This is a genomic window from Niallia sp. NCCP-28 (genome assembly GCF_023168165.1).
Classification (GTDB): domain Bacteria; phylum Bacillota; class Bacilli; order Bacillales; family Cytobacillaceae; genus Niallia.
Map to the genome: position 1 here is coordinate 537,980 of NZ_BQYJ01000002.1, position 26,515 is coordinate 564,494.

Below are 26,515 nucleotides of genomic sequence, written 5' to 3' on the forward strand. Positions count from 1 at the left end.
TGGCTTGCCTGTGTTAAAAAGGAATGATCAATAGTGGATCCAAAACAATTAATAGAAGAAGCTATTTTAGCAAGCAAACAGGCCTATGTTCCCTATTCCAAATTTACTGTCGGAGCGGCACTTCTAACAGCTGATCATAAAATATATCGTGGGTGCAATATTGAAAATGCTTCCTATGGATTGACAAATTGTGCAGAAAGAACAGCAATTTTTAAAGCGGTTTCAGAAGGGGACAAGCACTTTTTGGCGATTGCTGTGGTTGGCGATACAGATGGACCAATCTCTCCATGCGGTGCGTGCAGGCAAGTGTTGTCAGAGTTTTGCGGGAAAGATACGCAAATTATTTTGGCAAATATCAAAGGGGATTTTGTTATGACGACTATCTCTGAACTATTGCCAGGTCATTTTTCATCAAAAGATTTACAAAAATAAGAAAGCGACGGAGGAGACTATGACATATTTAATCGGCATCTTAGGGTTGCTTGTTGTCTTTGGGCTTGCATATCTTGCAAGTAATAACCGTAAAAAAATCAAATATAAGCCAATTGCAATAATGGTTGTCATTCAGCTCTTATTATCAGCACTATTACTTAATACTAAGTTTGGTTTTGTCATTATTAATGGGATTGCAAGTGTTTTTGGAAAACTGCTGGAATTCGCGAATGAAGGAGTTGCTTTTGTATTTGGAGGACTGGCGAATAAAGGAGAGGCGCCGTTTTTCTTAAATGTGTTGCTGCCGATTGTATTTATTTCCGTGCTAATTGGGATCTTGCAGCACTTTAAGATACTTCCATTTATTATGAAGTGGATTGGGCTTGTTCTCAGCAAAATCAATGGAATGGGGAAACTTGAATCCTACAATGCAGTAGCTTCTGCTATTGTAGGTCAATCAGAAGTGTTTATTACGGTTAAAAAACAATTGGGCAAATTGCCTCCTAATCGTCTGTATACGCTCTGTGCATCGGCGATGTCTACTATATCCATGTCTATTGTTGGAGCATATATGACAATGATTGAGCCAAAATATGTTGTAACAGCTATTGTTATTAACTTATTTGGCGGATTTATTATTGCTTCTATCATTAATCCATACACAGTTCCTGATGAAGAGGATATTTTAGTAGTGCAAGAAGAAAAGCAAACCTTTTTTGAAATGTTGGGCGAATATATTATGGACGGATTTAAAGTTGCCGTTATCGTTGGAGCGATGCTGATTGGTTTTGTTGCTCTTATGGCAGCTATTGATGGCTTATTTGAAATGATATTCGGCCTTTCCTTCCAACATATTCTTGGCTATTTATTCTCTCCAATTGCTTTTATTATGGGAATTCCTGCTTCAGAAATTATAACAGCAGGTGGAATTATGGCAACAAAACTTGTTACAAATGAATTTGTAGCAATGATGAGTTTATCAGATATTGCTTCGACGCTAAGTCCAAAAACAGTTGGTATTGTATCTGTGTTTTTAGTGTCATTTGCAAACTTCTCTTCAATTGGAATTATTGCAGGAGCGGTAAAAAGTCTCCATGAAAAACAAGGAAATACAGTTGCTCGATTTGGACTTCGATTGTTGTATGGCGCAACGCTTGTAAGTGTACTGTCGGCGATTGTTGTGAGCTTTATCCTATAAGATTAGATGGGTAATCACCAAAAGAAAAAGCAATTTCTCTAAGCAATAGTGAAATTGCTTTTTCTGTCTAACTGTAAAGCAATCAATACAATGTATATTCTTTAATGGAATAGATAATAAAGGAGGGGAGAAAAGTTTAAAGCTTTTCTCTATAAAAAATGGATCAAATTGGACTATTGCTCTCTGGAGCAGCACTGTTTTTAAATGGGCTGATGCTGCTAGGGAAAGCGGATGACAAAAATGTCGCCATATATAATTTATTTGTAGGGGTTTTTCAAGTAATCGCCCCGTTTTATTTAATTATCACTTCTGATCAAAGCAACTGGGTGCTATTTGACAAAACTGCTATATTCTTGTTTGGTTTTACCTATATATATGTTGGCATGACAGTATTAAAAGGCATGAAGGGAACAGGACTTGGATATTATTCATTATGGGTATCGATTATCGCTCTTGTGTATGTAACTGTTTCTCTTGTCCATTACCAGGATGTAACCAATGCTCTTACATGGGTGCTTTGGTCCTTTTTATGGTTTTTGTTTTTTGTGCTTAACACAAGCAAAAAAGATGTTTCAAAATTCGTGGGGACAGTCGCCGTTGTGCAGTCTTGGGTAACTTTGACGATGCCTGCTTTATTTTCTTTGACAGGAGTCTGGAAAAGTATATCTGATATATGGAATGTTGTGCTTGTTTTAACTATTTTATATTTTTTCTGCATAGCTTATCGAATGTTTTTTGTTCGGCAAGAAAAGGCGCATTAAAATGTAAGAATCTTCGAATTGAATTCATTTCCCTTATTAAGGAAAAGAGAAGGAATTCCCTTATGAAAGTGCCCCTTTAATTAACAATTTTAGCTTAATCTCCTACTATTTTCTTAATGACAATAGGAACAACCAAAAGCCTGCAGCTTGATACAACTAAGCTGCAGGCTTTTTCATAATGGATATTTAAGTCTGGTTCGCTAATAAATAAGCTCAGGGTCAGGGCAGCAAGACTCCTATCTCAAATAGTTATGGCTATTTCTACTCCGTATACCATCACATTTAGGGAACCTTTTTATATCTTATTAGTTGCTTAACAATTTTCTTAATCAGGGTTCTAATTTTATAAATATTCCAAAATTTTCGGCTTATTCTTAGCTTTGTTTTGCAAGTATGAAGAAGATTATTCAGAATGGAAAAGCGATTGCACTTGTATTATCCATCATATAGAGTGTAGTTAACAGGTTATTTTATATGATTTAAAAATCATATTGTAAAACCAATCGGTTCCTTTAAAAGGTTATTAAAGCTAATGGAGGGATAAAGCAGTGACTCAGTATTTTGTTAATAAAGATTTAACTCCTAGAATTGAAAGTGATTTCATACCTAAATTGCTTTATATTTGTGATGTTGATGATACTCATACAAAGTTTCCTCGAGCAATGCATAGTCATAATGATATGCTGGAAATTATTTTTATCAAAGAGGGAAAGGGCAGCAATATGATTGGCGATCAGCATTATCAAATACAAAAGAATGATATTTTAATATATAACAATGGTGTCCTTCATGATGAATACAGTAATACTAATTCGAATATGAGTGTTTATTGCTGTGGAATTACCGATGTTAAGCTAGCTGGATTGCCAAGAAATCATTTGGTTTCAAAAGAACAATCCTATGTTTTGCATAGTGGAGAGTATGCTTCAAATATTGAATCATTGTTAGAAATGATGTATGCACAAGTTACGGGGAAAAGACCTGGGGCGGAGGAAGTTTGCAGTTATTTGATTTGTGCAATGCTGGCGCTTATTTTGCAAGTTCCACAGGAGAACGTCTTGTTGCCAAAAACAGAAGAATCAGTATTATTAAATGAAATTAAATCTTATATTGATAAACATTATCGGGAGGATATTACTTTACAGTTGCTTTCTCGACAATTCCATATAAGTACATATTATCTAGTCCATGTTTTTAAGAAGTATACTGGCTTTTCTCCTATTCAATATATTATTCGGCGCCGAATTGGAGAAGCACAGTCATTGCTTATCAATACAAACGACAGTATTACAAAGATTGCTGGTTTGGTTGGCTATGATAATATGAGTTACTTTGCGACACTCTTTTCTAAAACAGTCGGTATGTCTCCAAAAAAGTATCGTCATTTTTGGACTGAAAATGAGTGATTTATAGTAAAGTGAATGAGCTTTTTATAAACATCAAACTTGAGAAACAACTGCCTATTCATTTATTTATCTTTTAATGTGAGCTATTTATAGTAGTTTTTTAACTGGCTCTGTTCGTAAATTTTTTTGTTTACAGCAAATTAGTGGATAGAAGCGGAAAGCTCCTGGTTCCTGCAAGGGGCAAAGAAAGACCGGCAGGAAAAAATGCCCTGGCTCTTCTCAGGTAAACAAATTGCCTGAAGTCGATATCCACTAGTGAGATTGCATGATGTATATAGACAAATAATCATGGATGTAAAAATAGCCTTTGAGCGAAGTTGACCTAATATATAGTATTTTTGGTTAAAATGTTTGCATGTTTTGCTTATATAATGTGGATTTTATGATTAAAAAAACAAGAATGTGAAAGTTTTTGTTTTATATAGATAAAAAAGGGTTTAAATCAAACAATTTTATGAAAGCGTTTTACAAAGGCGTTCTTTATAATGAAAATATAAGTTTTGGAGGTGTTTCAAATGAGTATTAAAATTTCAGGAGCCCCCTGCTGCTGGGGTGTCGATAATCCGAAAAATCCTTTTCTGCCGCCATGGGAGCAAGTATTGCAGGAGGCATCTCAAGCTGGCTATAAAGGGATTGAATTAGGGCCATATGGATATATACCTATGGATATTCAGAGAGTACAAGCAGAGCTCTCTAAAAATGATTTGAGTATAATTGCGGGAACCATTTTTGATGATTTAGTATCTGAAAGTAATTTAGAAAGTTTATTATATCAAGTCGATGATATTTGTTCATTAGTAACAAATCTTCCTACTTCCTCAATAGAAAAAGGGACAAGATTTTCGCCGCCTTATTTGGTTATTATTGATTGGGGGCATGATGAAAGAGATTACAATGCGGGTCATTCTAATCGAGCAAAAAGATTACCTGAAAAAGATTGGAATAATATGATGAAACATATTCGCATTCTTTCAGAACGGGCTTGGAGCAAGTTTGGAGTAAGGCCAGTAATTCATCCACATGCTGGGGGATATATTGAATTTGAAGATGAAATCAAAAAACTTTTAGAAGATATTCCATATGAAACAGCAGGCCTTTGCTTGGATACAGGCCATTTATATTATTCTCAAATGGATCCGGTACAGTGGCTTAGAGATTACTCCGATCGCCTAGATTATATTCATTTTAAGGATATTGACATCGATATATACAATCAAGTAATGAATGAAAAAATTCGCTTTTTTGATGCTTGTGCTAAAGGGGTAATGTGCCCAATCGGTCAAGGAATTATTGATTATAATTCGATTCATCAATTGTTAAAAGAGATAAATTATCATGGATATATCACGATTGAGCAGGAGCGTGACCCAAGAAATTGTGATACTAGCTTGCATGATGTAAAACAAAGTGTTGACTATTTAAAAAATGTTGGATATTAACGATAAAAATACTTCGGGTTAGGGAGAGCTGAAAGATGATCAATGGAGAAAGAAATATAGAAAAACCAATACGCTGGGCGATGGTAGGCGGCGGACGTGGAAGCCAAATTGGCTACATACACCGTTCATCTGCACTGCGGGATTATAATTTTGAATTGGTTGCAGGAGCTTTTGATATAGATCCAGAACGAGGACAAGATTTTGGCGTAAATTTATATGTTGATGCAGAACGCTGCTATCCTGACTATAAAGCAATGTTTGCAGAAGAAGCAATGCGCGAAGATGGAATTCAAGCTGTTTCCATTGCAACTCCAAATGGAACACATTATGAGATTACGAAAGCAGCCTTAAATGCTGGACTGCATGTAGTGTGTGAAAAGCCTCTTTGTTTTACGACTAAAGAAGCAATGGAGCTAGAAGAGCTAGCAAAAGCGAAAAATTTGGTAGTGGGCATTACATATGGTTATGCAGGACACCAAATGATTGAACAAGCTCGCAAAATGGTTGAAAGTGGAGAGATAGGAGAAGTGCGCATTGTAAATATGCAGTTTGCACATGGCTTCCACTCTTCGAATGTAGAGGAAAATAATGCAAGTACGAAGTGGAGAGTGGATCCAAAAGTTGCAGGACCAAGTTATGTTTTAGGTGATTTAGGAACACATCCACTGTATTTGTCAGAGGCTATATTGCCAAACTTAAAAATCAACAAATTAATGTGTTCCCGCCAGAGTTTTGTCAAGAGCAGAGCACCTCTAGAGGACAATGCATTTACCATTATGGAATATGATAGCGGTGCTGTTGGGACAGTGTGGTCTTCTTGTGTGAATGCTGGTTCTATGCATGGGCAAATGATTCGTATTATCGGTTCAAAAGCCAGCATTGAATGGTGGGATGAACATCCTAACCAATTAAAATATGAAGTGCAGGGGCAGCCGGCAAAGATTTTAGATCGTGGCATGGATTATCTTTATTCGGGAGCGCTTGCAGATGATCGTATAGGCGGAGGGCATCCAGAAGGATTATTTGAAGCATGGTCTAATCTGTATACTCGTTTTGCAAAAGCGATGAATGCTGCAGATCGGGGAGAATCGCTAGAAGATGTTTGGTACCCGGGAATTCAAGCGGGAGTGGAAGGAGTCCGCTGGGTTGAGAATTGTGTACGCTCTGCCGATAATGGTGCTGTCTGGGTTGAATATCAATAAATACTATTAAATGTTTGGCCGGATGAGGACTTGGAAAAATCTATCATGCATTAACGGGCTTTTGACTCCCGCTTTCAGATTATAGGAGAAAATGAGAAATCTAGGTGGACAGAAATTAGCCCGTAAATGCTCGGTATTAAAACACACACTTGTTAGTGGCAGAAAAGCAAAAAAGATTAGAATTATAGACTTTAATTTCCTTTTATGAACAAAAATGAAACCGTTGCCATTCCATGTTCTATAGCTGAAAATCCTATAAATAAGTCTGCTGTTTAGAAGTGAAAGATGGACGCTTAAGGGGGATAATTATGAGTAATCAAGTTATAAAGAAAACTAGAAATCATAATAGATATTTACAAATTATTATGATTTCTGCAACTTTCGGTGGACTTCTTTTTGGGTATGACACGGGTGTTATAAATGGGGCTCTACCTTTTATGTCAAAACCTGACCAATTAAATTTAACACCGGTTACAGAAGGACTTGTTACAAGTATTCTTCTATTGGGAGCGGCCGTTGGAGCACTGTGTGGCGGTAAATTATCCGACCAATATGGACGCCGCAAGATGATTCTCAATCTATCCTTTTTGTTTTTGCTAGCATCACTTGGAACAACATTTGCATCAAATGTTTTATTAATGGCTGTTTTTCGTTTTTTGCTTGGGCTTGCTGTTGGTGGAGCATCATCAATGGTTCCAGCCTTTTTAGCAGAGATGGCACCACATGAGAAAAGGGGCCGAATGGTAACACAAAATGAATTGATGATTGTTGGCGGGCAACTGTTAGCATATGTTTTTAATGCTATTCTTGGTGTTACAATGGCTGATACTGGCCATGTTTGGCGGTATATGCTATTTTTATGTGCAATTCCAGCTCTTATTCTTTTTATTAGTATGCTCTTTGTTCCAGAAAGTCCAAGATGGCTGATTGCAAAAGGAAAAAGGAATGAAGCTTTTGATGTTTTGAAACAAATACGCGATGAAAAAAGAGCCAAGGATGAATTTAATGAAATCAAAATAGCGGTAGAAAAAGATTTAGAAGTGGAGAAGGCTTCTTTCAAAGATTTTTCAACTCCGTGGCTGCGCCGCATCTTGCTGATTGGGATTGGGGTTGCCGTTGTAAATCAAATTACGGGTGTCAATTCTATTATGTATTATGGTACTCAAATTCTTCAAGAGTCTGGTTTCGGAACAAAAGCAGCATTAATCGCTAATATCGCGAATGGACTTATTTCACTTATTGCTGTTATATTCGGAATTTGGCTGGTAGGCAAGGTAAATCGCCGTCCGATGTTAATTGTGGGTTTATCTGGAACAACAACAGCGCTTTTGCTTATTGCTGTATTTTCAATTGTACTTGATGGATCTGCTGCATTGCCATATGTTGTTCTTTCTTTGACCGTGCTGTTTCTTGCCTTTATGCAGGGATGTGTTGGACCAGTCACATGGCTAGTCGTTGCAGAAATATTTCCACAAAGATTAAGAGGGCTTGGATCTGGAATCAGTATATTTTTCTTATGGATTGTGAACTCTATTATTGGTTTTGTGTTTCCGATATTGCTAAGCTCTGTAGGTTTAGCTGCAACATTTTTTGCCTTTGTCGTTTTAGGAGTATTAGGAATCGGCTTCGTCTACAAGTTTATGCCGGAAACAAATGGACGTACACTTGAGGAGTTAGAAGATCATTTTCGGACACAATTCGATAAAGATTCTTCAAAGGATTTAATTGTTAAATCGCAATAAAGCATCCAATTTATTAATGATGTCCATTGTACTGGATAATAAAACAGGAAGCGTTTCTACAATGTTTTGAACATTAGAGGAAGGCTCCCTTTTTTTATTTCTATAATTTTTTGCTCATATTATACCAGATCATCCCTCCATGTTCAGAGCTTGAGACACCATTGTTGCAATATCCATGCTTTTCATAAAAGGAGATTAAATTCTCTGTGCATGTCAGTGTGATGGTTTCCCGTTTTTTTGCAGCTGCTTCTTTTTCAAGATGCTGAAGCAAGCTTGCTGCGATTCCTCTTTTTTGATGATGGGGATCTACGGCTAATCCCAAAATGCTTTGATGGCAGCCAGCTGCTGGGTTTTCTTGAATATTCGTAAATAAATCATCTGTAATAAATTTTGTTTTTATAACCGGTCCATTAATGAGGCCTGCTATTATACCATCCTCCTCGGCTACGAAATAACTATCCGGAATTAACCGAATGCGTTTTTCTGTGGACTCCTTCGTTGCAGCTTCTTCTTTTGAAAAACAAAGATGTTCAATTTTTACAACAGCAGATAAATCGTTTATGGTTGCATTGCGTATTTTTAGCATATTGATTATTCCTCCATTTAGAAAAGGGTATCTAAAGATTAATAGATAATCTAAGAGTGATATGTATCTAGTATTTCATAAATATTGCCTATATAAAATATATGGACAGATAATACCTATGAAGATTATTAGTTGTTTTAAGCGGTTATGCCACTACAATAAAGCAGTTTTAATTTAGCCTACATTAATAGGGACATAAAATTCAGCTTAAAATTGTAATTGTGTATCCGTTTTCAAGTTGATAAGATAAGGTCATAGAAAGGATAGAAATGAGGTGAATACAGTTTTTGAATGAGCGCCAATATAAAATCGTCGAAATGCTGCAGAAAAAGAGGCGTTATGTGACCGCTTCTGAATTGGCTGAAAAGCTGTCTGTTTCGAAAAAAACAATTTACCGAGACATCCAAGAGATAATAGAAACCAACCCTGCTGAGTATAAAATCAGAAAAAAAGAAAACTTTGGATATCTCCTTGAATTTTATGAGGAAAGTAGGTGGAATGAGTCCCAATTTGATCATCCAGAAGAACGACGGCTAAATTTATTATTATTTCTCCTTTCTATTGCACCAAATAAAACATCCATCCAGAAAATAGCAGATAGATACTTCGTTAGTCAAAGCTCTATTATAAATGATTTTAAGCATATAGAAAAAAAAATCAGCCCATTCAGCTTGCATTTATCGAGGAAAAATGATGGCACATTTATAGAAGGAGATCAGCTTGCCATCTATCGGCTAATGTCTGTCATTATTGAAAGCTATTTGACACAAACAGGAGATCCTTTCAGCCAATATGATATACCTGATTCCATTAAGGATATTAGAGTGATAAATGCAAAATTAAGTGAAATAAAAGAACTTTTGCATCATATCCAAGTGGAACATGATTTGCTTTTGGACCAGCCATACTATTTAACTTTATTCTGTTCGCTCCTTTCTATTATAGAAAAGCATACGAACAATATTCAGCATGTGCCAAAAGAGGAAAAGATATATGAAGAAATAAATGAAAACTCCGCTATTTATCCAATGACGAAAAATTTGGTTGAAAGCTTAGAATTGCGTTACTCCATTTCATTAAAGAAAACAGAAATTTATCATCTATATTATATTTTAAAAGCCTATAAACTTAATTCTCGATTTTTGCTTAATCAGGATACAGAAAAAATCATGAATAAGCAAGTCAAGATGCTGGCAGCGCAGTTAATTCAAAAAGTAGCAAAAAAAAGCGGCTATCAGTTTATAGAAGATAAAGAATTAACAGAGCAATTGACGCTGCACCTTCACTCCATGGTTTATCGATTAAACCATCAAATCTATATTATTAATCCTATCATAAAATCAATCAAATCTAATTTTGCCAATATATTTAATCTAGTAAAATATTGCACGGAAGAATTAAATAAAGAAGGAATCTATGATGAGTTTGTAACAGAGGAAGAAATCGGTTATATCACATTGTATTTTCAAATTTCCTTTGATGAAAGATTTGCGAATAAAATCCCTATATTAATTGAGTGTACAAGCGGAATAGGGACATCTCACTTATTAAGCGAAAAAATCAAAAAGAACTTTCCGAATATTCTTATAAGGAAAATTATTGCACAACAGCGAATTAAAAAAAGCGACTATGATGAAGTCGAACTTGTTATATCAACAGTCAAAAAGCACAGCATTATCGATAAACCGACTATTCTTGTCAGTCCTATTTTAAATGAAGAAGACAAGTATAAGATTAATCAATTTATAAAAAATTACTACCAACAACAGGTGATTATATCAGAATAATGATTAGGAAAGGCAGGGAGATTCTAAGATGGAGGCTAAAATGGAGGAATTAGATTTCAGTAAAGTAGTGACAGAGGACCTTATTCAATTGGATATGCTTGCTGCAACAAAAATGGAAGTCATTGAGGAATTGACCCATCTTTTATTTGTAAACGGTTGCATAGAGGATGAAGACACATTTGTTAAGGATGTAATGTATCGAGAAAATGAAGGGGTTACTGGATTAGAGAAAGGAATAGCTATTCCTCATGGGAAATCAGATGCTGTTCTAAAAACATCTATTGCAATTGGCAGAACAAAAAAACCGGTAGAATGGGAATCCATGGATGGCAATCCCATTAATATTATCATATTGTTTGCCGTAAAAAATGCTGATAAAACGACAACACATATTAAACTGCTTCAGAAAGTTGCGGTTTTACTCGCAGATGAAGAGACAATTGAACAGTTCCAAACACTTCAAACAAAAAAAGATTTTTTGCAGCTTTTATCCAAAAATAATTAGCAGGGGGAATCAAGGATGAATATTGTAGGAATATCTGCTTGTACTTCTGGCATCGCCCATACGTATATTGCAAAGGAAAAACTAATTAAAGCAGGGCAAGAGTTTGGGCATAAAGTACGCATTGAAACACAAGGAACCATCGGCACAGAGGATGAATTAACAAAAGAAGAAATTATGGAAGCTGATTTAGTTATTATCGCTGCTGATATAAAAATTAGCGGAAAAGAACGTTTTAAAGGCAAAAAAATAGTGGAAATCCCAACCAATATTGCCATAAAGGCACCAAAGCAATTATACAAAAAGATTGAAGATGAGTTAAATAAATAACAAGAAGGAGGGCTATGATATGTTAAAAAAACTTCAAATTAAGAAGCATGCTTTAACTGCTATATCCTTTATGCTGCCACTTGTTGTTGCTTCAGGACTTTTAATTGCGATTGGAAATTTAACTGGTGGAACGGTAATTGAAAATTATAAGGAAGCATATTCGATACCATCCGCACTTGTCTCTTTAGGTGTTTTGGGAATGGGCTTATTAGCTCCTGTTATTGCAGGCGCCATTGCCTATTCCATTGCAGATCGGCCGGGGATTGCACCAGGTTTATTGATGGGGTTGATTGCAAATGCAATTGGAGCCGGATTTTTAGGCGGTATGTTGGGTGGATTTATTGTCGGCTATTTTGTTTTATTCCTTAAGAACCGTTTAAAAGTGCCTAGATGGGCAGAAGGCTTAATGCCGATGATGATTATTCCATTAATATCGAGTGTTGTTATCGGATTATTGATGTTTTTTGTACTAGGAGTGCCAATTGTATGGGCAACAGATGGATTAACTTCCTTTTTAACAAGTATGCAAGGTTCGATGAGATTTGTTTTTGGGGCAATTTTGGGAGGAATGGCAGCATTTGATTTTGGTGGACCGGTAAATAAAGTAGCTTCCCTGTTTGCAGATGGCCTTCTTTTGGAGGGCATTTACGAGCCTGAGGCAGTAAAAATTTTGGCTTCCATGGTTCCTCCATTTGGTGTAGCCATTTCATGGGTGCTTTCAAAAATGTTACGCAAAAAAAGGTATACGAAATCGGAAGAAGACAATATTAAAATCGCTTTTCCGATGGGGGTTTGTATGATTACAGAAGGTGTTATTCCAATAGCTGCTGTTGATATTGTAAGAGTAGTTGCTTCCTGTACAATTGGTGCAGCAATTGGCGGAGGTTTTTCGATGATGTGGGGAGTAGGTTCACCTGTTCCATCAGGCGGCATGTTTATCGTACCAGCAATGAATCACCCGCTGCTTTTCTGTTTGGCTTTATTGATTGGCTCGCTGATTACAGGAATCATGCTGTTTTTATGGAAAAAAGAGCCTGTAGAAAAAATTATAGAGGATGCTCCTGAGGAAGAAATGGATTTATCTAATATCAAAATCAATTTTTAAAAAGGTAGGTGAAGATGATCAATGTATGTTTCGATGAAAGGAATGCTAGAGCGTGCAAATAAAGGAAGATATGCAGTCATGGCAATTAATTGTTTTAACTTAGAGACGGCTAAGGCAGTAATTGATGGGGCTCAAGCTTTAAGAGCGCCCATTATTATTGACTTGCTGCAAGACCATTTAATGGATCACTTAGGAAGCAAGCTTCTCACCCAGCCAATTATAGAAATGGCAAATGCTGCAAGCGTGGAGATTGCAATTAATTTGGATCATGGCCAGGATATAGGCTTTGTGAAAAGATGTTTAAGAGATGGATTTTCCAGTGTTATGATGGATGCTTCTTCTTATCCAATTGAGAAAAATATAGAGATTACTCGCAATATGGTCGAATTTGCCCAGACCTATGATGCGAGTGTAGAGGGAGAGGTTGGTAATATTGGATCGATCTCCAATAATCATATGACAGGAGATGATATGTATACAAATCCAGATTTAGCGATTGAATTTGCGAAGAAAACAGGAGTAGATGCCCTCGCCATTTCTTACGGCTCCAGTCATGGAGATTATCCCGATGGTTATGTTCCTGAATTTCGTTTTGATATTGTGAAAAAAATAAAAGAGGCTACCAATATTCCACTCGTTCTCCATGGAGGATCAGGATGCGGAGAGGAAAATATCAGAAAATCCATTGAGTTTGGAATCAATAAAATTAATGTTGGTTCAGACTTTATGAATGCCCAAATGCAAAGCATAAAAGACAACTTAAGCCATGATCCATCAATCAGTTATCCCCAATTAATACATGAAACGATAGCGGCAGGAAGCGAATTGGTAAAATATTATATTCAGCTTTCCCAATCTGAAGGGAAATCACTATAAAAGGAGATTGATAGTATGTTATTAAATATGAAGCAATTATTAGATGTAGCAAAAGAGTATAAGTTTGCAGTAGGAGCTTTTAATGTAGCAGACAGCAATTTTCTTAGAGTAGTAGTGGAAGAAGCAGAGAAAAACAACTCCCCAGCCATTATAGCTGTTCATCCGACGGAATTAGATTTTACAAAGGATGATTTCTTCTCATATGTGTTAACTAGAATCAAAAATAGCCATGTTCCCTTTGTGCTACATTTGGATCATGGAGGCAATGTAGCGGATATTATGCGGGCAATTCATGTAGGCTTCAGCTCTGTCATGATTGATGGATCCTTGCTTCCTTTGGAAGAAAATATTAAACTGACAAAACAAATAGTCGATATCAGTCATCCATTAGGGGTATCTGTTGAAGGAGAATTGGGAACAATCGGAAACACTGGAACATCAGTAGAAGGAGGAGTTTCAGAGGTTATTTATACAAGACCAGAGGATGCAAAGGAATTTGTAGACAGAACGGGTGTGGACACATTGGCGGTCGCAATCGGCACGTGTCATGGCATCTATCCAAAAGATATGAAACCTGAACTGCGAATGGATATCTTAAAGGTCATTAAACAAAATGTAGATATTCCCCTTGTTTTGCATGGAGGATCGGCTAATCCAGATGAAGAAATTGCTGAGGCAGTGCAAATTGGCATTCAAAAGGTAAATATCTCGTCCGACTATAAATTCGCCTTTTATAAGAAATGCAGGGAAATTCTGGCTGCCACAGAATTATGGGATCCAAACGCTATCTATCCAGAATGTATTGATGCGGCAAAAGAAGTGGTAAGGTACAAGATGAATTTGTTTAACTCTATTGATAAAGCAGATATCTATAGAGAAAAGAAAATTACAGCATGGAGAAGTGAACTTCTATAAAATTATTGACTATAACCTTATTACTAAAGGAACCCTATTGTGAATGATGTCACAATAGGGTTTTTTAGTAATAAGGAATATATGATTATATCATTATTGCTATTTTTCTTTTACATGCTATATTCTTATGGAAACGCATAAATAGAGAGGAATACATAAGAAAAGATATCCATTTTACAGGATGAGATAGTGTACTTTTTAATAAATAAATGGACTTGAAAGCACGAAGTTTTAGGTCATTTTTATCTTAAAAGAGTTTATTCGTGTAAGCGCTATTAAAAGGTAGTAGAATAAATACATAGATGAAATGAAAGGAATGTGGTTGTATATGGCATTAATTCAATGTCAATTTTTTTCTGATGTATTGCAATTGAGTACTTCTATGACTGTTATTCTTCCAGAGCAAACAAAAACACAAATTGGTTTAGAAAATAATAAAGCAGAAGGCAAACATCAAACATTATATCTTCTTCATGGTTTAAGTGATGATGAAACTATTTGGACGAGAAGAACTTCTATTGAAAGATATGTTGCACCACTTGGATTAGCGGTTGTTATGCCGAATGTTCATCGCAGTTTTTATGCAGATATGAAATATGGAAACAAATATTGGACATTTTTAACAGAAGAGCTGCCTTTTGTTGCCCGGTCTTTTTTTCCATTATCCGAAAAAAGAGAAGATAATTTTGTTGCTGGACTTTCCATGGGAGGGTATGGGGCCTTTAAGTGGGCGTTGAATAAACCAGAGCAAATCAGTGCAGCTGCAAGTTTATCAGGAGCATTGGATATTGTAAACCTTCAAGAAGAACGGAAAGAAGATCGTTTTTTTGAACCGATCTTTGGAGAGGAAAAGATTGCAGGTACATATAATGATTTAATCTATTTAATCGAAAAAATGAAGAACGTTGATGCATTGCCTAAACTTTATCAATGTTGTGGAACCGAAGATTTCTTATATAAGGATAATTTGCGATTTAAAGAAGCATGTGAAACAACTGCATTTGATTTTACGTTTGAGGAAGGTCCTGGCTCTCATGAATGGGGTTATTGGGATGAAAAGATAAAAGATATATTAGTTTGGCTGCCTTTGAGAAATAAGTAGGTCTGAATAAAATCTCCTTTGTACTATTAACTTTATGGTGCGGAGGAGATTTTTTTCAAAAATTGTGTATTATCGTTTTTAAATGTTGTTCATTATTAATGGAGGCTGTTTTTGTAAACTTTGATGTTTTTAACAGAAAAAATGGAAGAAGTAGGTTTAAGCAGATGGAATACACATAGACTTTTGTGGAAATGCGAGAAAGGCGAGACTCAAGCAGAGTATGCAAGGAGGAGGCCTTGACGCTCACCCGCGAAAAGCGAAGTGTATTCCGTCTGGGTGTAGATGTTATGAATGGACCTAAAAATATGCATGTGGCTAATGTAATATTATAAAACTGGAAAACCCTTGTATCTTATACTATATTTAGAATAACGAAATGAATAACAATCAATTGGAATGATGGTTCAAGAAGAGAGAATGAAAGTAGGCTAAATATATGAAAACAACAATCTATCACGTGGCACAGGCAGCGGGGGTGTCCATTTCGACTGTTTCTAAAGTGATAAATGACACTGGACGTATTAGTGAGGAGACAAGAAAAAAGGTGAAAAAAGTCATGAAGGAGCTTAATTATCAGCCAAGTGTTGTGGCATCTGCTTTAACGGGAAAACAGACGAAAGTGATTGGGTTGCTGATTGCGGATATCTCCAATCCGTTTTATGCAGAGGTGGCTCGTCAAATTGAAAACAGAAGTCGGGAGCGTGGCTTTCATGTGATGATGTGCAGTACAGATAATGAAGAAGAAAAGGAAAAAAATTATTTGTCTTTGCTGACAAGGCAGCGCATTGATGGGCTTATTGTGGCATCAGCATTTCATGATACGGATGTATTAGCAAAAGTTATCCAAAATCAAAAGTATCCAGTAGTTATGATTGCTTCTGATATTCCAAAGCTTCCCATTCATTCTGTCAGAGTAGATGATTATCAAGGAAGCTATTTGGCAGCTTCCCATCTGGTGCAGCTAGGGCATAAGAGAATTGCGATAATTGCAGAGAACATTAGAAGCAATCATCAGCGAGTTACTGGATATAAAGATGTATTGGGAGAATATGATTTGCCTTTACTGGAAGAATACATGGTGCAGACGGAAGCTACTAATGAAAAGGGATACGAAGCAGCCAAGCAGCTACTTTCCTTAGCGAATAGGCCAACTGCTATTTTTGCAGGAAATGATTTGCTCGCTACAGGTGTCATTAAAGCAGCAAAAAGTTTGAATTTAGACGTTCCAAAACAGCTTTCTGTTGTTGGATTTGACAATACTATTTTATCCACGGTGCTAACCCCTGCGTTAACTACAATTGCACAACCGATCCGAGAAATGGGATCGAAAGTAGTTGATCTGTTGATTGAAGAAATGGAGCAGCCGAGCAAATATAAACAGCGATTATTATTTACTCCTGAGTTAATAGTGCGTGAATCAACAGCGGCATGGAATGAATAGTGAAAAACAATTCCAACACATATCCAATAGTTGATCATTGGAGTGGAGGTAAAAATCAATTATTAGAAAAAAATAAACTATTTCTTATTGCAACAAATGAATTTATGATATAAAATGAATTTAACAACAAAAGAAAGCGCTTTACTACAGGGTTTCTAGGAGTATTGGTTAAATAATGATTATTTTTTGAGGAAGTTTTTCCTTATTTGGTATAAAAGGAGGAATTTATTTTATTCTAATGCTTTGATTATATTTTTTTGTTTTGTCCCTTGAAATTAATGGTATGGGAAAAATGATTCAGAAGAGTAAACAACATATTAGGGGTGATTAGATGAAAAATAAAACAAAATGCGCTATTTTGGGTATTGGAAGATTAGGATATTGGCATGCGGTCAATGCGGCTACAAGAATTCAGAATGTAGAAGTTGCTGCAATATTTGATATTGATTTAATTAGAGCCGAACAGGTAGCAAGAGAATTAGAAATTCCTAAATTTACAGCAAATGAAGATGATATTTTTCAAGATGACAGCATTGAGGCGGTTATTATTGCCACACCAACAAGCACACATTATGAATTATTAAAAAAAGCATCTTTGGCTAACAAAAAGATTTTTGTGGAAAAGCCATTAACGATTGATTTGCAAGAAGCAGAAGAAATTACAGGTTTACTAGATAAAAATAATACATACTGTCAACTTGGATTTATGAGAAGATATGACCCTGCTTATGCAGAAGCGAAAAGAAGAATTCTTGCTGGGGATATTGGGAAACCGCTTTACTTCAGAGGCGTTTCAAGAGACCCAGATTGTCCTCATGAAGCCTTTATAAAAAATAGCGGGGGAATTTTTGTAGATGTTTCCATTCATGATTTTGACATTGCAAGATATTTATTAAATTCAGAAATAACAAAGGTTTCATCTAATGGAAGAGTGCTGAAGCATCCTTTTGTAGAAAAATATCAGGATGTTGATCAAGCGCTTTCCTATATTGAATTTGAATCAGGCGCAGCAGGAGATGTAGAAGCAAGCAGAAATGCTTATTATGGCTATGATATTAGAGCGGAAATCATTGGATCTGAGGGAACGATTGTAGTAGGAGATAATCTGCAGATGCATAATCTTCATATTTACACAAAAGCAGGAAAGACACATGATATTCTGCCTCATTTTCCGGAACGATTTGTAGACGCTTACAACTTGGAGTTAGTAGATTTTTTTGCAAGATTAAGAGAAGGAAGCCCAGCGCCAGTTACTGCTTATGATGGATTGAAAGCGCTTAGAGTGGCTTGTGCTGCAAGAACTTCATACTTAACGCAAAAACCAGTATTGCTAGCAGAAGAAACGACTGCATCATCTCGCAATTAATTGTGCAAAGATCATAATTTATTTCAGTATTTCCATTCTTTAAATAATAGATAATAGGGGGAAATGGGTAATGAAGATGAAAAAATTTGGTTTGATTTTAGCGAGTATAGGATTGGCAGCAGCAATGGCAGGATGCAGCAAGGATACTTCTAGCAGCAGTAGCGGTGGCGATGAAAGTGTTGCAGTTGTGCTCAAAACATTAAGCAGCCCATATTGGAAATATGTTGAAGCAGGAGCCAAAGCAGCAGGAAAAGATCTAGGGGCAGATGTAACAATAGTAGGTCCTGCTTCTGAGTCGCAGATTATGGAGCAGGTTAATATGATTGAAGATTCATTAAATCAAGGAATTGGGGCTTTAGTTGTTTCTCCTTCACAGCCAGATACAGTGGTTCCTGTTTTGGAGCAAGCAAAACAAAGTGATGTACCTGTTCTTTTGATTGATACAGATGCGGACTTTTCTGATAAAGAATCTTTTATTGGAACAGACAATTTGACAGCAGGGAAAGAAGGGGGAAAGCTGCTTGCTTCTATGCTGAAAAAAGGGGATAAAGTCGCATTAATAGCTGGTGCTTTAGGAAATACTGCGATGGACCAACGGGTTAAAGGGGCAAAAGAAGCTCTTGAAGAAGCAGGCATGGTGATTGCCGCAGAACAGCCGGCAGACAGTGATAAAACAAAAGCGAATACAGTAATGGAAAATATTCTCCAAAAAAATGGCGATATTAAAGGGGTGTTTTCCGCAAATGATGATATGGCAATTGGGGCTTTGCGTGCAACAGAATCAAAAGGACTTAGTATTCCTATTATAGGAACAGACGGAACAGTGGAAGCAATTCAGTCTGTTATTGATGGAAAATTAGCAGGAACAATTGCACAAAATCCATATGAAATGGGCTATCAAGGAGTAGAAAATGCAGTGAAAACGATTAAAGGAGAAAAAATTGATGAGCGCATCGATAGCGGCATTGATGTAATTACAAAAGAAAACGCACAAGAAAAACTAGAGTTCTTGGAAGGCATTACAAAATAAATAGCTTAAATATACGAATTCTACCATACAAGAGCAGAGTTCGTATATTTCTCCTTTATCACGCATTAACGGGCAGTAAAACCCCCACCTAAGGGATTATAAGAAAAAACGAGCAATCTAGATGGTCAAACTAGCCCATAAAAGCCTGATTGGTTCCACTAACAATCAGTGGGGATGAAGAAAACCTCCACTGATTAAAGTTTCACTTTATAAAGGAATATTTCATGAGAGAGTCCATAAAAGAAGCTGGAGAAAGGAGAAATAGTATGGCGGATAATCGACAATTGCTTGCGGTAAAAGGAATTAAAAAAAGCTTTTCTAATAATCATGTCTTAAAAGGCATCGATTTAGAAGTAAATGCAGGGGAAGTTCATGTTTTGCTTGGAGAAAATGGAGCAGGTAAATCAACGCTAATCAAAATTTTGACTGGTGCGTATGAAAAGGATGAAGGAGAAGTTTATTGGGAAAATCAGCTTGTTTCCATTGATAATCCAGTAGATTCTATGAAACTTGGAATTGCTACTATTTATCAAGAATTAAATGTAATTCCTCAACTAAAAGTATATGAGAATATTTTTCTTGGAAGAGAATTAAAAACTGGAGGGAAAAATTCTCTGCTTGATCATAAAAGCATGCGCGAAAAAGCGAAAGAATATTTGACTATGCTAGGGCAAGATCCTGATTTGGCGGATGCGGAATTAAGTGAATTGGGAATGGGGCAGCAGCAATTGGTAGAGATTGCAAAAGCACTGACATTGGATGCAAAATTGTTGATTATGGATGAGCCGACTTCCAGCTTAAGTGGATCAGAAGTGGAACAGCTATATAGCACAGTAGAAAGTTTAACGCAAAAAGGAATGGCAATTGTTTTTATTTCTCACCGATTAGAAGAAATTAAAAGAATAGGCGATAGGATAACCATTTTGCGGGATGGATTTAAAATTGAAACATTGCCTGTAAAAACAACAAGCACCGATCACTGGATTGAGTTGATGGTGGGACGGTCTTTAGATGAAAAGTATCCGAAACAAAACTTCCAGCTAGGAAAAGAAGGGTTTCGCGTGGAGAATTTAAAGGTAAAAGGATCTCCCCACACCCTTAGTTTTCAGGTTAACCATGGAGAAATTGTTGGTTTTTCAGGATTAGTTGGCGCAGGAAGAACAGAAGTGGCCAGAGCAATTTTTGCTGCTGACCCAAATGATGGCGGGAAGATTTTTGTAGAAGGGCAAGAAGTGAAAATTCGTTCACCAAGAGATGCCATCAATGCGGGCATTGCATTTATTACAGAAGACCGCAAAAGTGAAGGGCTTTTATTAGACCAGCCTCTTGATTTTAATATGGCGCTGGCAAATATGAAGGGATTCCAATCCAAAACTTCCAAGCTTATTAATTTGCAGCGAATTAAAGAAGTGGCGAAATCCTATATTCGAGAATTGCAGGTTAGGCCAAGCAATATTGAATTAAATGCTCGGAAATTAAGCGGGGGAAATCAACAAAAAGTTGTTATTGCAAAATGGCTGGAAACTAAAGCAAAAGTATTTATTTTTGATGAACCGACAAGGGGAATTGATGTAGGGGCAAAAGTAGAAGTATATCGTTTAATGAATCAGCTGGTAGAGCAGGGTGCAACTGTTTTGATGATATCTTCTGATTTGCCGGAAATTTTAGGAATGTGCGACCGAATTATTGTGATGAGTGAAGGCGAAATTACTGCCAATTTAGATCGAACAGAAGCTACGCAAGAAAATATTATGAAAGCAGCTACTGGAGGGTGAGAAAATGTCAAAAGCAATGGTAAGTGAAACACAAACAAAAACAGAAATAGTAGAAAAGAAAAAAAACATGCGCTATTATCTAGATAAATTTGGTGCAGTCATCGGACTAGTTGTTTTGAGTGCTATTTTAACATTTTTATCGGATCGCTTTTTAACATTAAATAATGTGATGAATATTGCTCGCCAGTCTTCTATCAATGCGTTATTGGGGCTTGGGATGCTGCTGCCGATTTTAACAGCGGGCATTGATTTATCAGTTGGATCTATTTTAGCTGTTTCCATTATGGTAATGGGCGTTGTGGTTGTTAATATGGGAGTGCCTCCTTTACTAGGCATATTGATTTGTTTAGCTGTAGGCGCCTTTTTTGGCTGGCTGAATGGCATAATGTTGACGAAACTTCGTTTGCCCCATCCGTTTATTTCAACACTAGGAACGATGAATATTGCAAGGGGATTAGCGCTTATTATTACAGCAGCAGCTCCGATTGCAGGATTTCCATATTTGATTCAATACTTGGGACGCGAGTTTGTTGGGCCAATTCCTGTTAGTTTTGTATTAGTAATTGTCATGTATGTTATTTTCCATATTTTCTTAACACGTACGCAAACAGGGCGTTATATTTATGCAATTGGCGGAAATAAAGAAGCAGCCCATTTATCAGGGATCAACGTAAATAGAGTATTAATTATTGTTTATTCCATCAGTGGATTTATGGCAGCGCTTGCGGGATTGGTGATGGTAGGAAGAGTAAACTCCGCATTCCCACTAGCAGGCCTATCCTATGAACTAGATGCAATTGCTGCAGTAATCATTGGAGGCGCAAGCTTCTTTGGCGGCGTTGGAACGGTTTGGGGAACACTGATTGGTGCGATGATTATTGCGGTTCTCCGAAACGGATTAAACTTATTGAATGTATCTGCAGACTTCCAAATGACAGTCATAGGCTTTGTTATTATTGCCGCAGTATATGTAGATGTGCTTCGTCAAAGAAGATCGAAAAAAGATTAATAAATACTGCCTCCATTTTGTGAAACTTTTCAAAAAATGGAGGTTTTTTAGTGGAAAGAAGAAAGAAGAATCAATGAACAGAGAGTATAGGTTATGTTTGTGGACTTTTGGTGAGATACCGTTTGAAGAAAAATGCAGATTAGCCAAAGAAATTGGAGTAGATGGGGGCGAAGTGCAAGGGAATATTAGGAAAAATCCCAAGGAAATAGGAGCGATACTAGCAAAGCATCAATTGAAAATTAAATATAAATAATAAAGGGGAGGAGGGGAGAAATTTAGCTGACTTTTTATTTTTATGTATAAAATCCAATTTTTGGAACAAATTAATAATAAAAAATAACGAGGTGTAGAAAATTTGGCACATAAAGTAGAAGCATTTCTTGATTATTTTAAAACAAGATTTGATTCAGAACCTAAACCGAGGCTGCATATTGGAGAAGCGATGGGATGCTGGACTTATTATACTGCCCTTGCAGAAGAGATACCAGTATTGGAGATGGCTCTTAATACAACGACAGATAATGTACTAATTGAATTACTAAGAGAGGCAAAAGAAATAGCAAAAGAACAGCGTATCACATTAGAGAAATTTATGTTGAATGAAGGAGTGCCTCTATCTATCTCATCAGAATCAAAACCGAAATCAGACCCCAGTGCTATCCCGTTAGGAGCAAAATCAACCGATTTAGAAATAGCGAATTTACTTGTAGCAAAAGTAACATCCAACATTGTCTTGTGTTCTACAAACATTACTCAAAGTGTTCGCAGTGATGTTGGCTTAATGTGGGTGAGATTTCATACAGAAAAATGTATTTATGGAATGGATTTAAAAACAAAAATGAGGAAGCATGGATGGATAAAGATGCCGCCATATTATTATCCTCCAGGAGCACCTCATGAATAAATCTGATAGAAGCAAAGTGGAAGTTAATTCGAACTTACGTCAATCTAGTGTTTAGCGCACTAGATTTTTTTATGGTGAAAAATAAAGGCCGAGTGGAGGAGGGTTTATGGAATTTGATGCTGGAAAAAATGTAGTTGATTAATAATGGATAAGCTGGTGGGAGGTATGGTGCATATTTATTAAGCAAGGTATTGGACTGTTTTCCATCCCTTTTTTTTTTTTTTTTGAATAAACAGAATATAAAATAAAAAGCAATGAAAATTAACTAAGCGTAAGGTCATTATAACTGTAAACGAGTCTTTTTCAGTTATAATCATGCTATCCTTAGATTATATTTAAATATGCGGTAGCAAAATGTTTAATAAACTACTATAAAATAGAGGACTGTCATGTATGAATGATAAGCTGATTAAAAAAGCAAATAATTGTTATCAAGTGGCTGAGAAAAAGGCGGGACATTATTTTAATGAGCTCTATGAGCAAGTTGCTGAAAAAACTTATCTTTCTCCTTTAAAGAAAGATATCCAGTCATGGAAAATCAAGCATATTCAGCCTCCCTCCTTTTTTTCGTTTTTTTCGCGGCGAAAAAAAATGCCAGAAGCAAGCGGGTATTTTCCTTATATTCAATGGCTGAATTATACTGGCAAATTGGATGATTATTTAGATCGAAGCATTTCCTATATTTATATGCGGGATCTGGGGAGAGCATTGGATTCGTCAAATATCCAAAGCAAGATTCGCAGTGTAGCAGAACAGTTAAAAGAGAACCTCCTGTCAGACAGTGGGAAGAAGAAAGAGGCATTCAGCATGACTGGCTTGTACAAGCTGGCAAAAAAGAATGGTGTGGAATCCACAATGATTTGGGCAATGGACAAACTGAAGATTGTCTCTGCAAATATTCCAAAGGGGATGGATGTGGTGCATGCCCAGCGAAAGATTCTTAAAGTCATGACTGGGGTAGTGATGAATGAGATGGAAGAAATGGATAGCGGAACAGCGCCTGAAGTTCGTACAAAAAGATTAGAAAAAGCAATGAAACTAGGATTCTATTATGGATTGACCTATCCTTTTATTGATGATTTGTTTGATGCTAAAATTTTATCGGACGAAGAAGAGAAACAGTATGCTGAAATGATACGCACAACACTTCTTACAGGGAATGTGCCTGAGTGGGGGAAGTGGCGTGGCGGCAATGCAGCATTCATCCGCTGTGTTCATTCAGAACTTCGAGAAGCCTTTCTCTATATAACGGCACATCAGCATCCTGCGTCTTTGCAAAATTTTTTGGACCAATCTTATGTATTTTTTCATGCGCAGGAAGTGGATCGTCTAAAAAATTTAAGCGTTGACAATTATACAAACGAAGAGCTGTATATACCGGTTATTTTGAAATCTGCTGCTTCCCGCCTAATTGTCCGTTCTTTAATCAGTGCGCCAGAAGACAAGCATTTTGCTAATCAAACATTCTATTATGGAATATACAATCAATTGGCGGATGATTTTGCAGATATGTATGATGACGAAAAAGAAGGAGCAGTAACGCCGTATACGTATTATCTGAAATACCATCAAAGACGAAAGGATCTTATTAATCCTTTTGCATTATATTGGACGGTGATCGCTCATTTGATTCATCGCACCTACAATGGCGATGAGAAGACATGTGAGGTGATATTAGATCGTGCGGTAAATGGGCTGAAGCGTTTTAAAAAGAAAATGGGTGATCAGAAGTACAAGGAAGTGATGACCATTTTTGCAACAGAAAATGCTTCCTTTAACCACCTTGTTCAACAGTTGGTGCAAAAGGCAGATAATATTGATTTTTTTGATAAGCTGCTTCGGGATCAGATGATTGCAGCGCTAAAAGAGGAACGGCAAGAGCAAGAGGATTTTGCAGATACGATTAAGATGGTCCGCACAAAAGTAAATGCCATGCTGCCGATACTTGAGGAACATAAAAAAGATTCAATAATTGATGCAGCCAATTATAGCCTCAGCGGAGATGGAAAGCGTCTGCGACCGATTATTGCATGGTTTATGGCGGTAAAAAAGTATGATTTGCATGAATCCGCAGTCGCGCCGCTTTTGAAGTCTTTGGAATATATGCATACAGCTTCCTTAATTTTTGATGATCTGCCGTCACAGGATAATGCGTCTATCAGGCGAGGCCGCCCAACTTTACATGAAGTGCATAATGCGGCTATTGCAGAATTAACGGGACTTTTTCTTACACAGAAGGCTATTGAAGAACAAACAGCATTAAGTGCCTTTGATGCAAAAAACGTGCTTTCATTGATTCAATATACAGCAAAAATGACAGGGGATATGTGCAAAGGACAGGCGATGGATTTAGATTCTCGCGGAAAACGATTGACGCTGGAACAATTAAAGACCATTTCCTACTATAAAACAGGAATCGCCTTCGAAGCAGCTCTTATCATGCCTGCCATATTGGCTGAAGCGACTAAGCAAGAAATAAAAGCATTAAAAAAATACGCTTACCATGCGGGGATTGCGTTTCAAATGAAAGATGATCTTCTTGATGTAGAAGGAGATGCAGAATTAACCGGAAAACAAATTGGCAAGGATTGTGAAAATAATCATTCTACATTTGTTTCTATTTTAGGAATGAAAGAGGCTAAAATAGAAATGTGGGAACATTATTGCCTTGCTTTAGAGGCACTAGAAGAAATGCCTCAAAAAACAAATTTTTTAAAGCATTTAGCGGATTATATGGTGCATCGAAAGCGGTGAACGAGTAGAAAATAACAAGCTGCTTTTTTCCAAACTGAATGATAATCTATAGAAAGAAAAAATCGATTCCTTTTTAGAAATCGATTTTTTCCTTTTATAATGAATCAATCTGCTTCCTGCTTTTCTTCCACTTCTGATTTTGGAGACAATACTTCCTTTTTCAAAAATAAGCATAATACAAAGGCAATAATCATGCATGCAAAAGCGTATAGATAAATATGCTGAAAAGATTCAATAAATAGTGTTTTGATTTGGATCAGCATGTTTGGCGAAAGGTCGTTTGGAATGCCGCCTGCTGCTAGATTTTTTATATTTCCTGCTATGCTTTCTGGAAGGCTTGTGCCAAGACTCTCTAATTTATTTGTCAGAGAGGAGGATAATAGGCTTCCAAATACACTTACCCCAACTGTTGCCCCAATTGTTTGAAATAAAGGCACTGTCGAAAGGGCAATTCCTTTATGTTCTGATTCTACTGATTCTTGAATAATTAAATTATCTCCACCAAACATAACTCCTAATCCAAGACCTGTAATAACAAAAAAGATAATGATTTGCACGATACTTGTATCAATTGTCAGATGTGCAAATAAATAAAATCCAACAATCGGTGCGATAAAAGCGATGGCAAATAACTCACGATAGCGCACTTTTGTCAGAAGAAATCCGCAAATCATGGAAGAAACAATGGCGCCGCCCATCATTGGCAGCGTGATATACCCAGATTCTGTCGGCGTAAGCCCAAGTACATTTTGCGCTAAAAATGGAAAGGATGAAAATGACCCCATCAATTACTTTAATGAGAAAGGTAAAGCAGGCTGGCTATCAAGAAGCAATTATTGTAAATCTTATAAAT

At 36.6% G+C, this 26,515-nt stretch carries 24 protein-coding genes; 22 read left to right on the forward strand and 2 right to left on the reverse strand.

Annotated elements, in window-relative coordinates:
* The first annotated feature begins 33 nt into the window (after nt 1-33).
* From NCCP28_RS07270 to NCCP28_RS07300, 7 genes are all read left to right on the forward strand, one after another.
* A complete protein-coding gene (locus tag NCCP28_RS07270) occupies nt 34-432 on the forward strand; it encodes a cytidine deaminase (protein ID WP_248560731.1) in 399 nt (132 codons plus the stop codon).
* A 19-nt stretch (nt 433-451) separates the two neighbouring features.
* Nucleotides 452-1,630 (forward strand): NupC/NupG family nucleoside CNT transporter, encoded by a 1,179-nt coding sequence (locus tag NCCP28_RS07275; RefSeq protein WP_248560732.1) that lies wholly within the window; start codon nt 452-454, stop codon nt 1,628-1,630.
* Between the two features lie 158 nt (nt 1,631-1,788).
* Nucleotides 1,789-2,391, forward strand: a complete 603-nt coding sequence (locus tag NCCP28_RS07280; protein WP_248560733.1) for an AmiS/UreI family transporter — start codon at nt 1,789-1,791, stop codon at nt 2,389-2,391.
* A gap of 548 nt (nt 2,392-2,939) precedes the next feature.
* On the forward strand, nt 2,940-3,797 hold the full coding sequence (locus tag NCCP28_RS07285; protein ID WP_248560734.1) for an AraC family transcriptional regulator: 858 nt from the start codon (nt 2,940-2,942) through the stop codon (nt 3,795-3,797).
* 515 nt (nt 3,798-4,312) lie between these two features.
* Nucleotides 4,313-5,236, forward strand: coding sequence for a sugar phosphate isomerase/epimerase family protein (locus NCCP28_RS07290; RefSeq protein WP_248560735.1), 924 nt, complete (start codon nt 4,313-4,315; stop codon nt 5,234-5,236).
* A gap of 35 nt (nt 5,237-5,271) precedes the next feature.
* On the forward strand, nt 5,272-6,438 hold the full coding sequence (locus NCCP28_RS07295) for a Gfo/Idh/MocA family protein (RefSeq protein ID WP_248560736.1): 1,167 nt from the start codon (nt 5,272-5,274) through the stop codon (nt 6,436-6,438).
* 308 nt (nt 6,439-6,746) lie between these two features.
* Complete coding sequence (locus tag NCCP28_RS07300) at nt 6,747-8,180, forward strand: sugar porter family MFS transporter (RefSeq protein WP_248560737.1); 1,434 nt, start codon at nt 6,747-6,749, stop codon at nt 8,178-8,180.
* A gap of 100 nt (nt 8,181-8,280) precedes the next feature.
* Here NCCP28_RS07300 and NCCP28_RS07305 read toward each other — a convergent pair whose 3' ends face one another.
* Nucleotides 8,281-8,766, reverse strand: coding sequence for a GNAT family N-acetyltransferase (locus tag NCCP28_RS07305; RefSeq protein ID WP_248560738.1), 486 nt, complete (start codon nt 8,764-8,766; stop codon nt 8,281-8,283).
* 287 nt (nt 8,767-9,053) lie between these two features.
* Between NCCP28_RS07305 and NCCP28_RS07310 the strand changes: the two genes are divergently transcribed.
* The 15 genes from NCCP28_RS07310 to NCCP28_RS07380 all read left to right on the forward strand — a co-directional run bounded on the left by NCCP28_RS07310 (nt 9,054) and on the right by NCCP28_RS07380 (nt 25,662).
* A complete protein-coding gene (locus NCCP28_RS07310) occupies nt 9,054-10,553 on the forward strand; it encodes a BglG family transcription antiterminator (RefSeq protein WP_248560739.1) in 1,500 nt (499 codons plus the stop codon).
* A 28-nt stretch (nt 10,554-10,581) separates the two neighbouring features.
* Nucleotides 10,582-11,058, forward strand: coding sequence for a PTS sugar transporter subunit IIA (locus NCCP28_RS07315; protein WP_248560740.1), 477 nt, complete (start codon nt 10,582-10,584; stop codon nt 11,056-11,058).
* Between the two features lie 15 nt (nt 11,059-11,073).
* Nucleotides 11,074-11,385 (forward strand): PTS fructose transporter subunit IIB, encoded by a 312-nt coding sequence (locus tag NCCP28_RS07320; protein WP_248560741.1) that lies wholly within the window; start codon nt 11,074-11,076, stop codon nt 11,383-11,385.
* Between the two features lie 19 nt (nt 11,386-11,404).
* Nucleotides 11,405-12,490, forward strand: coding sequence for a PTS fructose transporter subunit IIC (locus NCCP28_RS07325; RefSeq protein WP_248560742.1), 1,086 nt, complete (start codon nt 11,405-11,407; stop codon nt 12,488-12,490).
* Nucleotides 12,491-12,511: 21 nt separating this feature from the next.
* Entirely contained in the window at nt 12,512-13,366 is an 855-nt protein-coding gene (locus tag NCCP28_RS07330) for a class II fructose-bisphosphate aldolase (RefSeq protein ID WP_248560743.1), read from the forward strand.
* A 15-nt stretch (nt 13,367-13,381) separates the two neighbouring features.
* The gene (locus NCCP28_RS07335; protein WP_248560744.1) at nt 13,382-14,281 is read left to right on the forward strand and encodes a ketose-bisphosphate aldolase; all 900 of its coding nucleotides are present in this window, start codon (nt 13,382-13,384) and stop codon (nt 14,279-14,281) included.
* A gap of 328 nt (nt 14,282-14,609) precedes the next feature.
* The gene (locus NCCP28_RS07340; RefSeq protein WP_248560745.1) at nt 14,610-15,383 is read left to right on the forward strand and encodes an alpha/beta hydrolase; all 774 of its coding nucleotides are present in this window, start codon (nt 14,610-14,612) and stop codon (nt 15,381-15,383) included.
* Between the two features lie 436 nt (nt 15,384-15,819).
* Entirely contained in the window at nt 15,820-16,824 is a 1,005-nt protein-coding gene (locus NCCP28_RS07345) for a LacI family DNA-binding transcriptional regulator (protein WP_248560746.1), read from the forward strand.
* A gap of 331 nt (nt 16,825-17,155) precedes the next feature.
* A complete protein-coding gene (locus NCCP28_RS07350) occupies nt 17,156-18,190 on the forward strand; it encodes a Gfo/Idh/MocA family oxidoreductase (RefSeq protein ID WP_248560747.1) in 1,035 nt (344 codons plus the stop codon).
* A gap of 70 nt (nt 18,191-18,260) precedes the next feature.
* Nucleotides 18,261-19,220: a sugar ABC transporter substrate-binding protein gene (locus NCCP28_RS07355; protein ID WP_248560748.1), complete on the forward strand. Its 960-nt coding sequence runs from the start codon at nt 18,261-18,263 to the stop codon at nt 19,218-19,220.
* A gap of 266 nt (nt 19,221-19,486) precedes the next feature.
* Entirely contained in the window at nt 19,487-20,995 is a 1,509-nt protein-coding gene (locus NCCP28_RS07360; protein ID WP_248560749.1) for a sugar ABC transporter ATP-binding protein, read from the forward strand.
* Nucleotides 20,996-21,062: 67 nt separating this feature from the next.
* Nucleotides 21,063-22,004, forward strand: coding sequence for an ABC transporter permease (locus NCCP28_RS07365; RefSeq protein ID WP_375709383.1), 942 nt, complete (start codon nt 21,063-21,065; stop codon nt 22,002-22,004).
* Between the two features lie 73 nt (nt 22,005-22,077).
* Complete coding sequence (locus tag NCCP28_RS07370; protein ID WP_248560751.1) at nt 22,078-22,257, forward strand: hypothetical protein; 180 nt, start codon at nt 22,078-22,080, stop codon at nt 22,255-22,257.
* Nucleotides 22,258-22,359: 102 nt separating this feature from the next.
* Nucleotides 22,360-22,908, forward strand: coding sequence for a DUF3231 family protein (locus tag NCCP28_RS07375; protein ID WP_248560752.1), 549 nt, complete (start codon nt 22,360-22,362; stop codon nt 22,906-22,908).
* 393 nt (nt 22,909-23,301) lie between these two features.
* Complete coding sequence (locus NCCP28_RS07380; protein WP_248560753.1) at nt 23,302-25,662, forward strand: polyprenyl synthetase family protein; 2,361 nt, start codon at nt 23,302-23,304, stop codon at nt 25,660-25,662.
* A 104-nt stretch (nt 25,663-25,766) separates the two neighbouring features.
* On the opposite strand, the gene NCCP28_RS07385 is transcribed toward NCCP28_RS07380, so the two are convergent.
* Entirely contained in the window at nt 25,767-26,447 is a 681-nt protein-coding gene (locus NCCP28_RS07385) for an MFS transporter (RefSeq protein ID WP_248560754.1), read from the reverse strand.
* Nucleotides 26,448-26,515: the final 68 nt, after the last annotated feature.